Consider the following 10,884-nt stretch of genomic DNA (forward strand, 5'->3'; position numbering starts at 1 on the left):
ATATACGCTCACATGAACTCAACATTTCATGACCAAACCAATATTATTGTTTTGAATTAGTGTAATTCTGAAGATTTAACGGGCGCCCTCGATCCATGTTCCACCATTTAATTTACAGCTCTCTGCAATTTTATTCATTTCGAGGTTTTTATAATAGTACGTGCTAAATCCCATTTTTCTGGGCTTCATATCCCCAAATGTGGGGAAATTCGGATCTTTACATACGCCTTTGAATCCAGCCTTACATTCCGCAACAGGCTTATGAACAACCACGTATTCCGGGTCATTAACCTCTAAAAAATAGTTACTTTTACAATACTCCGAGAACACATCTTTAGGGTAGCTAACGTTCTCGAAGCAGGAAACCGTTTTAACTTCTCCCTTGAAACTCACTTTCTGGTTGCAAGATGCAAGCTGGGCATATGTCTGGGACGAAATAAATAACAAAATTACTAACGAAAAAATAGAGTTCATCGTATTAAAGCCTCGGGTTTCGAAAAAATAGTGCATATAACACTTTAACCATTAGACCAAAAGTAAACAACCTATGGGCTCTGAAGTACTTATGCCCGTTATAGTTTGCAATGTACTTTCCGGAACGGGATTTACCTTTTCCATTGCGCGTATTCTTGGAATTGGCACATAGTAGCACCTCAAAGCAGCCATAACCTGGAGGTTCTTGGTGTACTTTTTAGATTAGTTTTTTAACAAAGCCGCTATATCATCATAAGTTAGAACCCCGGTATTATGCGCTTTCAAAATTCCTTTTTGATTGTAAAGCAGCGCGCTGTACTCATGATCAGAAAGCAATAAACCAGACTCGTCTTTATCAAGATAATAACCCGACTTGTCTAATTTATAGTCGTACCCTCTGACTATAATCAGATTGAGATTCTCATAATCAGTAGAATTAAATTCACTGATCTGGCGATTTAAGCGCCGCTCGCCTTTTGACGTTGATAAAAGCACTAGTACGTTAGAATCAATAACTTTCTCATAACACTTTTCATAGTCTGCTCGAAAAGAAGTAATATCGAATTCGCATCCAGACGAATCATGAAATTTTAGTACTGTGGGAGCTATGCTGTGAGAGCATGCACTAACAAACGCAACGAAAGCTAGAGCTACTATTAAGGAACGCATTACTAACGAACCTCTATGGTCAATGAGACGTTTGCAGGAGTATTACTTATTGCGTCGTGAAAACTTGATGCATCATGTTCGGTAATTCCAATACAGCCTGCAGTTCCTGGGACGTTTCCATCGGGGTGTATTCCCAATCTCCCGCCTATACTACCTCTAGTCGTAGAGAAGCCCGGATATATAGGAACAAAAAATCCATTTCCCGTACCATCTTGAAACGCTGCACAGATTGAGGTGGTGTAATCGGTCACTTCGTTTCTACCTACAGCATAGACTCCGGATGGCAATGCTCCTAAACCGAATGGGCCACTTCTAGCACTCCATTGACCACCCGCAGCAGGCCAGGCTAATAGACCGGTTGATTTAGTAAACGTTAAATCAGCCATATCATCCCCTTAATACGCTATGTGTATCCTTGACTTATACTGGACAATTTGAAAACCAGAAAAGTCTTTAATGTCATACCAAGACTGGGCCAGCGTAATGTTGATTATGAATGGCTCGATATCCCTGGCATTTATATAATGTATTGCTTCACAGCATACGATTATCATAATCAGGAACTTTTCAAGCGCTGTACCGCCCGACCTTGAGGCTGGTTTGGAACGCGGTGAAACTGATGCTCCGAAACCCAGGGGCGACAACAACAAAATGCTATTAGTAAACCTACACCCTACCAGCCGGTTCCCGTTCGAAACTAATTTAATCCACGGAGCATTATTTTGTTATGTGTGATACTTAAGAACATAGAGAATAATCGGCGCTACTGATATAACTAAAGTAGTGAGAATACCAAACCTTCCCGGCTTTATTAAATAAGATTTTTTCGGATTCTTTGGATCATAGTATATTCCAACCCTCCCATCCGAAATACCCGTAATTGAGTTCAATTGAGCTTCCAGTAAAAATCTCGCGTTCCTTGAAGCAAGAACATACCAGGGGGAAACCCTATTGCTCTCATACTCTACCCCATTAACACTATAGCTATAGGAGGAAGTGGCTTCATACATCTGGTTCGACCTCTGCCTCTCTTTCACACCCCACTCTGTTATGTCGAGCCCATGTAGCTGCCCAATTACCTTAGGCCATCTGAGTATCCTGAGTTGGTAAATAAAAGAAATCATCAGCAAGACAAAAGTGTAGATAGATACGCAAAAAAATACCCCTTGAGGGTCACCCTCTAAGATTGATCGAGCTCTATCTTCGAAGTAATGGAACATATTGTTTTGAAATCCCCAGTTCTGAACGCACCGTGCAAAGACTGAATTCACATATCGGCTCATCTATTCCAAGGCAATTCATAAGCGGTCGATAGAAAGCCATAGCTCACTCAAAATCAGAGACACTTAAATACACATGTGAAAATATTTCACCAGACCTCAATAAATCACATTATTCCGAACAAAAGTAACAGCATCGCTCACGCACAATACTGTTTCTGCGCGAAGGTGCATGGTCTTAACTGTATAAGCGACTCGCTTTAACCGCATTTTCTATTACACTAAGTACCGTTTTATCTCGTAACATTAAGCTGTGTATTGGTGCGTATGCAACATGATTTTTTGCTATTGGCCAATGAGAACTTTTTGATGGGAGTATCATTTGGTCGAATGGGGTTCTGTAACTATACAAGCTCAACCCCTCTAAAATATATTCGGTATCTTTTAGCTTCTCCAATAGCACACTACCCGGCCTTAGTTCCTTAGCACCGCGACCAAAAAACAAATAGGCAAGAAAAGATCCTTTGTGAGGTCCTGAGACTGCATGAAATGAACTACAGTTCTTTACACCACCTAAAATCTGCAAATAATATCTCGATACTATGCAACCCATACTAAACCCAACCAAAGTAAACTTATCATTTGCCTCGAGATTTTCCTGTATGTATTCTTTCAGTTTAATTGCGAGATCTTCGATTCCTAAAATTGCACTAGATGGCTTCAGTGAAGGTAAAAAAACCTTGCATCCTAAATCCCGCAAAAACTCAGCCATTTTTTTAAAATCGCCGCCGTCATCAAGAATTCCATGCACTAGCACTACATTCATCATTACAGTTAACATCCTATTAAGCCGGTGACAGCGATTAAGGCGTTTTCATCATTCGCTCATCATGATCAGAAGAGCCTCATGTTCTAGGTGGATTCAAGCTATATATTTCAAGCTAAAGTACTCCAACTCCCTATTCGAACACATCACGTATTACACCCTAATCAGTTCTTGACCAATACCCTGCCTTCTAAAAACTCGCTTCTTAAAGACTTCAAATTGTAGATAAAGAAAAGCCGTTAAATTCGCTTTGATCTCTCCCGGCATTTCAGCAGAGCTGATGTGCCCCGGCACACACCCGGTGTGCGCATAAGGCCCCAAATCATTGACCTTCGCGGTTTCGATAAGGGGGTAGCAGGTCGCACTGTCGAGGGGAAAACCTTCACCAATCAACCAAGCCCGAACGCATTTTTTCGCAATCACCCCACACGCAACCAAGCGACATGTAATCTTGCGTTCGACTGCCAAGGCATTTTTGGCCTTTTCACTCGGGGTATTTGGTGTAGTATTGCTTCATAAATTTTCTAGCTTCGTTACCAACTAAAACCGATAGACGCTCTTCATGATTTTCGTGAAACAGCAAATACTCATTCCGTAGAAGCATTTTTTCTACTTCAGTTAATTCATTACATGTTCTATAAAATTCCGCAAATTGGTCAACAATCATACATTCTTTATATTTCTCTGCTCGAACATGCCCGACCCTGTGCAGAACTTAGGTTTTTATGAACTTTTTCCTCACTCCACCATGACATTGAGCGCCAAGCTACTGGAATGACCATCGCATAACGCCCAAATCTTACGCCAAATGGAACCGCTTTTATGAACAACCTACCACGACAACTTCCGGGCATGAAGCTAACAACGTACCATATTCTTGCTCCATAATATGGAGTTCCGACACCACTAATACCTGCAATCCCGGAATATTAGATATTTCCAATAACGCGGAAAAACTAATATTTCTACAATTTATAGCAATCTGACGAACACCACGCAGTTTACATACTAACTTAGCGAGACATTCGTCTATTGGTATATCCAGCATTGTTACCGCGAATATTTCGGGCTCCCAGACATATCCGCCACCAACAGATTCAATCTTTCTAAGAATTGCTTGATTGCTTTCGAATTCGTCAGCTATCACCGAGTACGCTCTCCTGGTGCAAAATGCCTAAAGCAGCGGTACGAAGCTTCATGTGTGTGCAAAAAATGTAATTTAAACTTGATAGTACGCATAAACTAGCTACGAATCTATTTTGTTAATAGTCTACACAGTGCCCACTAACAAAATCGGCTATGGTGGCGAAATGAGGTTGCCTATTCTCAGCGAGCGCCATGAACTTCAGGTCTGTTTTGCAGAGCCTTCCTATTGATCGACTGGATGTCACTCCGCGATAGTAGGCGTAAAAGATCACTCGCAACAATAATTCAGGTGGGTAAGCCTTGCGACCTACGTTACTATTTTTGTAACGCTGATGAAATTCGGATAGATCCAGTGTTTCTGTAAGTAGCTTATAGAGGCTATATTCGAAAGTATTGTGACCCAGCACATCAAGATAGTTTATATCGAGAAATACACTTTGATTTAGATTGTCGGTCAGATAATTGGGCATTCGAGAATCCGATAAACTGTTTATACGGCTATTTCAATGAAACTGCCCTTTGAAATCCCGAAGTAATCTAATTTTCTACAGTTTGAACGCCTTACACACCAGCCCAGTTGCGACGTGAAAATATGTGGTAAAAGCGCAGCGACCACATATTTTTGCGGCGCAACTGGGTCTGCGTGCTGCAATTTGTTAAGCCATTTTTTTGAAATGACTACAATCAACTATTCTTTTGAGCTCTTCACCCTCTGACTGTTGAGCCTTATATAGGTCCCAACGCACTTGCAGATTAAGCCAGAAATCAGCTGATAAATTAAAAAAAAGAGCCAGCCTTAATGCCGTACTTGGTGTTACCCCACGTTTTTGATTAACTATTTCATTGACTCTTTGATATGGGACATGAATAGCATCAGCCAAATCCCGCTGTGTAATATTCATTGGAATCAAAAAATCCTCCAACAGCATTTCGCCAGGATGGGTCGGAGGTCTATTAGTCGGTATACGAACCATATTTCACCTCTTAGTGATAATCAGTTATCTCCACGTCGGAAGGACCCGAATCAATCCACACGAAACAAATTCGATATTGACCATCTATGCGTATGCTATGTTGGCCCTTTCGATCGTCAGATAAGAGCTCGAGTCTATTGCCAGGCGGAACCATCAATTCGTCTAGATTTGTGACAGAGTCCAATTGATCAAGCTTTCTCCGTGCAACACGCCACAAATTCTGGGGGCACGCCTTTCTGGCATTGCGAGAAGCAAGACCATTAAAGATGTCGTCCGTGGCTTTATCTTTAAATGACACAATCATGAAAGCATGGGTATCTCGGCATCCATACTACGTCAAGTATATACGCGAAGTAGATTAGGCTTAACGCCGGCAACCTGGGACCAGCGCAGTGGAGGCAATTTGCGGTAAAGTGAACGAAGTGAACCGCAAATTGGCGGAGCGTAGCTGGTTCCCGTGCTTGCCTTTGTAATGGCATATTGACAACGCGAATCTGGAGAAGCACAATGCAACCAAAACGCAACCATATTGGTGGTATTTATGGCTTCTTTGACTATTAAGAATATACCCGACGATCTTTACGAACACCTGAAACAAGCTGCAAATGCTCATCACCGAAGCATCAATAGCGAATTAATCTATTGTTTAGAAAGAACTTTATTACCTACAAAGCTATCTTCTTCTGACCTTAAAGAAGCGGCTAAACTACTTAGGGGTAGAGTATTGGTTAAACGTATTGATGTAGATGAGATCAATTCAGCAAAGAATGAAGGTCGTGAATGATAGTTGCAGATACCAATACCATTGCATATCTCTACCTTCCTACAGACTTCACGTCAGATGTTGAAGCTTTATTAGAAATAGACTCCAACTGGGTCGCACCGATACTTTGGCGAAGCGAGTTTAGAAACATCCTCGCATTGTACATTCGCAAAAGTATTATCGATCTAGAGACTGCATTGCAAATGCAGTTACAGGCAGAACAGCAATTAGCTGGAAACGAATACACCGTAAATTCAAATTCTGTTTTGTCATTAGCAAAACAGTCAAGTTGCTCTGCCTATGACTGCGAGTTTGTATCTATCGCCAAAACACTCGATACGACATTGATCACCGTAGACAAAAAGCTGATCAAAGCTTTTCCCGATATTGCTATGACGCCGAGAGATTATATGTCTACGCTGCCATAACGCCCTGCCTTTTGGGTCCAAGTGCTTTTGTTTGCTATGTGACATCTGTGCTTCTAAGCAAGTTTTAATGAAGTTGTATACTATAAATAATTAAGCCGAACCACGTATTACTTCCCTCAATCTTAATTCTCTCGCCAACTTTAATACTATTCCATGTTTTATCATCAACTTTAATCCCACAAAAAGGGCAATCAAACTCTTTAAATTCCAAGCGATTTGCTTGCCTGCGGGTATCACTCTTTCTCGATACAGTTAACTCAATAGTTGACGCTGAGTTTGATAAAAAGAGTCCATACGTCTGTGGAATAGCGTATAAAATGAAAAAACTATTTACTATCCATACTATTAAACCGGTCACCACATTACGTAAATTCTTGCCTGGCAGAATCTTAATAATGCCAGCTGGATACAATAGGCCAGTAAGAAGACCTCCCGGAATTAAACAAAGCCAAACCCATAAAGTACTACAAATAACCGAAGGATTTACAACTGACCAAACGAACCAAAGCACAACAATTATTGGAAGTATCTTTTTCGTACCCACTGAATATTTTTTCACATAACGCCTCACATAACGGGCGTGGTGTAGCGGAGGAAATTTGCGAATAAAATGCGAAGCATTCGCAAATTTTCGGAGCGAAACCACGTCCCTGCTCATGTGCTGGTTAGCATTGACCACGCTATCGCCCCACCCTCTTTGGGGTGCAAACCAGACCTTTAAAATTTGCCTTGATGCTGATTGCTTCCGATGTTAATGTGTAAAAACAACTATTTTATACACAGAGCAGCACTTATGAGAACTAATATCGTAATTGATGACGAGCTTATGGCCAAGGCATTAAAAGCCAGCGGTCTTAACACAAAAAAAGATGTTGTAGAACAAGGGCTTAGACTAATCATTCAGCGAACTCACCAACAATCTATAAGAGAGCTTCGCGGCAAGCTGAAGTGGGAAGGCGACCTTGACGAGCTTAGAGGTTGCAAATGATTCTAGTCGATACCAGTGTTTGGATCGACTACCTCAACGGTAAAGAATCGCCCCACACAGAACTGTTGGACGCTGCACTCATAGACGGAACTGTAGCCATAGCTGATCTCATATTTTTGGAAATACTCCAAGGCTTTAAGAGTGAGAAGGACTACAAACTCATTAAAAGCAGATTGTCGACACTAGAACAATACTCAATCTTTAATAGTAGTATGGTTGAACCATGCGCAAACAACTACCGATACCTACGGAAAAAGGGAATCACTATCCGAAAGACAAATGATGTAATAATTGCCAGTTATTGCATACAGCATAAAATTCCGTTGCTCTATACCGATCGTGATTTTGATCCGTTCGTAAAATATTTAGATCTGCGCTCTGTTGCTGAATGCTAACGCTCACATCACAGGGGGGCCACGTGCATGTGTTTGTTAGAAATAATTGAATCAATACGCGATTGCTAACAGTTAAATCCACTGCGCTTTATGCTCTTAACGTAAATGTAGAACCCAATCAAACTAAGTAGAATCCACCATAACGAGTAGGATTCATAGATTGGCCAGTGCTCCCAGAGCCATTCACCATCATGTTGAAATCCGTCGTATATGATTGACATAATAATTGATAATAAACCAAACAAAGCGATTGGAAAACAAACTGCCATCATAACGAATACGTTTCGATAGCGATCCTTGGAATTGGAGAAAATCAACAAAGGAAAAAGAACAAAATTGGCGGCCATCACAAAAAATACAATAGGGTGCCGGTATGTGATGATTTCAGTTATTGGAATAGAAAGCATACGCTCAAGTAGCACTTTGTGATCTATTAAATCGTAATACGTGTAATGGAAATATTTCGCTACTAGAATCGCTGATATTGAACTCCAGTACAGCACTAGGAATATCCCAGAAAGAATCAAATACAACTTAGCCACAAGATGTTTGGAATTCAGTATAAACATTGGCACATCGTTCTAACGCCCCGGTCATTAGCCCAAACTGCGCGGCGTAAATTTGTGGTAACGTGAACGAAGTGAACAACAAATTTGCGCCGCGCAGTTTGGGTCCACGATGCACCGGCTTGTATGGTTCAATTCCCCCAAATTCGATAAAGTGAGGCCCGTAACTTGTTGCAGCAAGTTACCGGATCAGTAGCTCGGTGCACCGGAGGTTTTAAGAAACCGTTAACAAGTGTGGGCGCTGATCCGACCCGATTTTTAACTCGAACAGTCGCATGGGCCTCTGAGCCCGAATTTAGCAAGGATGAGTCACCATGACAAACCCTAAACAACGAGCAGGAATCAATATCGGCGTTGACGTCGGGAAATTTCAATTGGACATTCATATTCTTGAAAGAGACCGACATTTCTCTGTCGAGAATTCACCCAACGGGATTCGGGAAGCCCTTAAGATTATCTGTCGATTCAAGGTATCCAGAATTGTTCTAGAAGCCACCGGCAGATACGAATTGGATTTTGCCACTGCTGCCTTTGAGAGAGGCCTACCTGTGTGCATTGTTAACCCTATTCGCGTTCGCAGTTTCGCAAAAGCTGATAACCAGTTAGCCAAAACTGATAAAATCGATGCCAAAGTCATCGCTAACTTCGCGGCAATGATGAAACCTGAGCCGTGCGCCCATAAAGGCAAAAATATACGCCTAATCAGAGACTTAATCTGCCGTCGTCGCCAGCTGGTAGAAATGCGCACCCAAGAATACAACCGTGAAAAGATCATGGGCTCTAAGGTCGAGCGTTCCTGCAACCGTATCATCAAATCACTCAACCAGGAAATTAGGTGGACCGAGAACCACTTAGCCAAAGCTGTCCAACAGCAGGATGAATGGTCTCAACGAAAAGAAATTCTTCTTAGTATGCCCGGTGTTGGCGACACCCTTGTATACACACTGCTTGCAGACCTGCCTGAACTGGGTGAGCTTTCTAACAAACAGATCGCCGCTCTAACTGGACTGGCCCCAATGAATCGAGACAGTGGAAACTTAAAAGGCAAGCGTCGCATCATAGGTGGTCGTCATGCAGTGAGAACAACGCTGTTCATGGCCACCCTGAGCGCTATTCAATGCAATCCCATTCTAAGTGGCTTTTATCGTCATCTGGTCAAGAAAGGAAAGCACAAAAAGGTAGCCTTAACTGCAGTAATGAGAAAGTTCATAACCATATTAAACACCATGGTAAAACGGAATGAGTTATGGGCACATTGAATATAATTTGGGACTATTGACACCACAGTCACTTGTTAGACACGATGCAACCTTTTGCTAAATGTATTCCCAAGCGATACAGGTAAAGTAAATACGATTAACGTAGAAGAAAGACAAAGGATAAGAATGCTCGCTACATTTTCAAAATCATTTATTAATGCAATAATTCCACATGAAAACGCTATACATAAAAAAGTAAAGATTGAAATAGTTTGGATAGACTTTCCATATGGAAACTTCCACCCAAGAAAAAACAAAATGCCTATTGCAACTAAATAAACACCCAATACATTTTGTTGAACATCAGACAAAGCACTATTAACAGACCAAGTGACAAAAGCTAGTGAAAGAATGAATGCCATCATATTACGGTTACCTTAGTCAGACTGCTATTCATCAAGATCTGCTTCAAACTGTCTGTTTTTTCTGATCCTAACATCCCGCCACCAACATCGATACAGCCAGCAGAGCCTAGTCTCGTTCCACAATGGATAAAAAATCCACCTCTACCACCACTTTCTCCATGCAAGGGAATTCTCCAATCTCCAAAATCGACTTGATTTATAAGTGTCCTTAATACATCCCAAACCAGTGGCCTATCAGTAAGCTCATTTCCTTTACAGTAATAATTGCCTGCTGGAATTGGACCAACCCAGGGTGTTTCTTCACATGAAGGATTACTCATACAAGTACCCTTTCCACTTGTGGCTTGCAATGTGATCGAATGTGTTGCACTAGAAACGTAAAGCATTTCTCTGACAACGTTGAACATAATTTTTGCCATAATACTTCCTTGTAACCAAATCCAAAGATCCTGCTCAGTTTCAGAATGTTGATGGTGTTCCCCACAAAAAGTAGACACTCTAACTAAGCAGCTAATACTGCAATTTCCTCAAATGCGACAGGGCTAAGCCCATCGTTGGCTGAGTGTCTTCTTTTACGATTGTAGAATATTTCAATGTAAGCAAATATACCCGAGCGAGCCTCCTCAATCGACTGATAGTTTTTAGCATAGATCAGCTCCACCTTCAGCCTGCCGAAGAATGATTCCATTGCTGCATTGTCCCAGCAGTTGCCTTTCCGACTCATGCTTCGGATCACCCCTTCAGCGGTAAGATAATCCACGTACTCATTGGCTCGATATTGCACGCCCCGGTCAGAATGTACGATCAAGTC

Annotated in this window: 19 protein-coding genes; 5 read left to right on the forward strand and 14 right to left on the reverse strand. The window is 41.5% G+C overall.

The annotated features are described in order from the left end of the window. Positions 1 to 75: 75 nt before the first annotated feature. The 10 genes from FT643_RS14700 to FT643_RS14740 all read right to left on the reverse strand — a co-directional run bounded on the left by FT643_RS14700 (position 76) and on the right by FT643_RS14740 (position 5,613). Positions 76 to 474, reverse strand: coding sequence for a hypothetical protein (locus FT643_RS14700; protein WP_156872156.1), 399 nt, complete (start codon positions 472 to 474; stop codon positions 76 to 78). A gap of 222 nt (positions 475 to 696) precedes the next feature. After that, positions 697 to 1,143, reverse strand: coding sequence for a hypothetical protein (locus FT643_RS14705; protein WP_156872157.1), 447 nt, complete (start codon positions 1,141 to 1,143; stop codon positions 697 to 699). Positions 1,144 to 1,145: 2 nt separating this feature from the next. Further along, positions 1,146 to 1,529 (reverse strand): hypothetical protein, encoded by a 384-nt coding sequence (locus FT643_RS23170; protein ID WP_198043560.1) that lies wholly within the window; start codon positions 1,527 to 1,529, stop codon positions 1,146 to 1,148. Positions 1,530 to 1,868: 339 nt separating this feature from the next. Further along, the gene (locus FT643_RS24065; RefSeq protein WP_156872158.1) at positions 1,869 to 2,426 is read right to left on the reverse strand and encodes a DUF3592 domain-containing protein; all 558 of its coding nucleotides are present in this window, start codon (positions 2,424 to 2,426) and stop codon (positions 1,869 to 1,871) included. A gap of 175 nt (positions 2,427 to 2,601) precedes the next feature. Further along, the gene (locus FT643_RS14715) at positions 2,602 to 3,192 is read right to left on the reverse strand and encodes a lipase family alpha/beta hydrolase (RefSeq protein WP_198043562.1); all 591 of its coding nucleotides are present in this window, start codon (positions 3,190 to 3,192) and stop codon (positions 2,602 to 2,604) included. 150 nt (positions 3,193 to 3,342) lie between these two features. Next, on the reverse strand, positions 3,343 to 3,657 hold the full coding sequence (locus FT643_RS14720) for a hypothetical protein (protein ID WP_156872160.1): 315 nt from the start codon (positions 3,655 to 3,657) through the stop codon (positions 3,343 to 3,345). 352 nt (positions 3,658 to 4,009) lie between these two features. Next, complete coding sequence (locus FT643_RS14725) at positions 4,010 to 4,336, reverse strand: hypothetical protein (protein ID WP_156872161.1); 327 nt, start codon at positions 4,334 to 4,336, stop codon at positions 4,010 to 4,012. Positions 4,337 to 4,451: 115 nt separating this feature from the next. Next, a complete protein-coding gene (locus tag FT643_RS24070) occupies positions 4,452 to 4,805 on the reverse strand; it encodes a transposase (RefSeq protein WP_156872162.1) in 354 nt (117 codons plus the stop codon). Between the two features lie 186 nt (positions 4,806 to 4,991). Next, positions 4,992 to 5,309, reverse strand: a complete 318-nt coding sequence (locus tag FT643_RS14735; protein WP_156872163.1) for a HigA family addiction module antitoxin — start codon at positions 5,307 to 5,309, stop codon at positions 4,992 to 4,994. 10 nt (positions 5,310 to 5,319) lie between these two features. Continuing rightward, positions 5,320 to 5,613, reverse strand: a complete 294-nt coding sequence (locus tag FT643_RS14740) for a type II toxin-antitoxin system RelE/ParE family toxin (protein WP_156872164.1) — start codon at positions 5,611 to 5,613, stop codon at positions 5,320 to 5,322. A 237-nt stretch (positions 5,614 to 5,850) separates the two neighbouring features. Between FT643_RS14740 and FT643_RS14745 the strand changes: the two genes are divergently transcribed. Further along, positions 5,851 to 6,093 carry a FitA-like ribbon-helix-helix domain-containing protein gene (locus FT643_RS14745; RefSeq protein ID WP_156872165.1) on the forward strand — a complete coding sequence of 81 codons (243 nt, stop codon included), beginning with the start codon at positions 5,851 to 5,853 and terminating at the stop codon, positions 6,091 to 6,093. Further along, the gene (locus tag FT643_RS14750) at positions 6,090 to 6,500 is read left to right on the forward strand and encodes a type II toxin-antitoxin system VapC family toxin (protein WP_156872166.1); all 411 of its coding nucleotides are present in this window, start codon (positions 6,090 to 6,092) and stop codon (positions 6,498 to 6,500) included. Before FT643_RS14745 ends, FT643_RS14750 begins: the two co-directional genes overlap by 4 nt. 64 nt (positions 6,501 to 6,564) lie before the next feature. On the opposite strand, the gene FT643_RS14755 is transcribed toward FT643_RS14750, so the two are convergent. Then, the gene (locus FT643_RS14755) at positions 6,565 to 7,059 is read right to left on the reverse strand and encodes a hypothetical protein (RefSeq protein WP_156872167.1); all 495 of its coding nucleotides are present in this window, start codon (positions 7,057 to 7,059) and stop codon (positions 6,565 to 6,567) included. A gap of 234 nt (positions 7,060 to 7,293) precedes the next feature. On the opposite strand from FT643_RS14755, the gene FT643_RS14760 reads away from it, so the two are divergent. The 3 genes from FT643_RS14760 to FT643_RS14770 all read left to right on the forward strand — a co-directional run bounded on the left by FT643_RS14760 (position 7,294) and on the right by FT643_RS14770 (position 9,708). Continuing rightward, on the forward strand, positions 7,294 to 7,488 hold the full coding sequence (locus FT643_RS14760) for a type II toxin-antitoxin system VapB family antitoxin (protein WP_156872168.1): 195 nt from the start codon (positions 7,294 to 7,296) through the stop codon (positions 7,486 to 7,488). Next, positions 7,485 to 7,883, forward strand: coding sequence for a type II toxin-antitoxin system VapC family toxin (gene vapC, locus FT643_RS14765; RefSeq protein WP_156872169.1), 399 nt, complete (start codon positions 7,485 to 7,487; stop codon positions 7,881 to 7,883). Before FT643_RS14760 ends, vapC begins: the two co-directional genes overlap by 4 nt. An 880-nt stretch (positions 7,884 to 8,763) precedes the next feature. After that, positions 8,764 to 9,708, forward strand: coding sequence for an IS110 family RNA-guided transposase (locus FT643_RS14770; RefSeq protein WP_156872170.1), 945 nt, complete (start codon positions 8,764 to 8,766; stop codon positions 9,706 to 9,708). Positions 9,709 to 9,743: 35 nt separating this feature from the next. Here FT643_RS14770 and FT643_RS14775 read toward each other — a convergent pair whose 3' ends face one another. The 3 genes from FT643_RS14775 to FT643_RS14785 form a co-directional block, all read right to left on the reverse strand. Beyond that, positions 9,744 to 10,073: a hypothetical protein gene (locus FT643_RS14775; RefSeq protein ID WP_156872171.1), complete on the reverse strand. Its 330-nt coding sequence runs from the start codon at positions 10,071 to 10,073 to the stop codon at positions 9,744 to 9,746. Continuing rightward, positions 10,070 to 10,492 carry a tlde1 domain-containing protein gene (locus FT643_RS14780; protein WP_156872172.1) on the reverse strand — a complete coding sequence of 141 codons (423 nt, stop codon included), beginning with the start codon at positions 10,490 to 10,492 and terminating at the stop codon, positions 10,070 to 10,072. Before FT643_RS14780 ends, FT643_RS14775 begins: the two co-directional genes overlap by 4 nt. A gap of 83 nt (positions 10,493 to 10,575) precedes the next feature. Further along, positions 10,576 to 10,884 (reverse strand): IS3 family transposase (locus tag FT643_RS14785; protein ID WP_156872173.1); only part of this gene is annotated, 309 nt, incomplete at its 5' end.

The organism is Ketobacter sp. MCCC 1A13808, assembly GCF_009746715.1.
Lineage (GTDB): Bacteria > Pseudomonadota > Gammaproteobacteria > Pseudomonadales > Ketobacteraceae > Ketobacter.

Bases quoted from the DNA above. Each gene is read 5' to 3' on its own strand.
- FT643_RS14700 (WP_156872156.1), bottom strand. From the start codon at position 474: ATGAACTCTATTTTTTCGTTAGTAATTTTGTTATTTATTTCGTCCCAG.
- FT643_RS14705 (WP_156872157.1), bottom strand. From the start codon at position 1,143: ATGCGTTCCTTAATAGTAGCTCTAGCTTTCGTTGCGTTTGTTAGTGCA.
- FT643_RS23170 (WP_198043560.1), bottom strand. From the start codon at position 1,529: ATGGCTGATTTAACGTTTACTAAATCAACCGGTCTATTAGCCTGGCCT.
- FT643_RS24065 (WP_156872158.1), bottom strand. From the start codon at position 2,426: ATGAGCCGATATGTGAATTCAGTCTTTGCACGGTGCGTTCAGAACTGG.
- FT643_RS14715 (WP_198043562.1), bottom strand. From the start codon at position 3,192: ATGATGAATGTAGTGCTAGTGCATGGAATTCTTGATGACGGCGGCGAT.
- FT643_RS24070 (WP_156872162.1), bottom strand. From the start codon at position 4,805: ATGCCCAATTATCTGACCGACAATCTAAATCAAAGTGTATTTCTCGAT.
- FT643_RS14735 (WP_156872163.1), bottom strand. From the start codon at position 5,309: ATGGTTCGTATACCGACTAATAGACCTCCGACCCATCCTGGCGAAATG.
- FT643_RS14740 (WP_156872164.1), bottom strand. From the start codon at position 5,613: ATGATTGTGTCATTTAAAGATAAAGCCACGGACGACATCTTTAATGGT.
- FT643_RS14745 (WP_156872165.1), top strand. From the start codon at position 5,851: ATGGCTTCTTTGACTATTAAGAATATACCCGACGATCTTTACGAACAC.
- FT643_RS14750 (WP_156872166.1), top strand. From the start codon at position 6,090: ATGATAGTTGCAGATACCAATACCATTGCATATCTCTACCTTCCTACA.
- FT643_RS14760 (WP_156872168.1), top strand. From the start codon at position 7,294: ATGAGAACTAATATCGTAATTGATGACGAGCTTATGGCCAAGGCATTA.
- vapC (WP_156872169.1), top strand. From the start codon at position 7,485: ATGATTCTAGTCGATACCAGTGTTTGGATCGACTACCTCAACGGTAAA.
- FT643_RS14770 (WP_156872170.1), top strand. From the start codon at position 8,764: ATGACAAACCCTAAACAACGAGCAGGAATCAATATCGGCGTTGACGTC.
- FT643_RS14775 (WP_156872171.1), bottom strand. From the start codon at position 10,073: ATGATGGCATTCATTCTTTCACTAGCTTTTGTCACTTGGTCTGTTAAT.
- FT643_RS14780 (WP_156872172.1), bottom strand. From the start codon at position 10,492: ATGGCAAAAATTATGTTCAACGTTGTCAGAGAAATGCTTTACGTTTCT.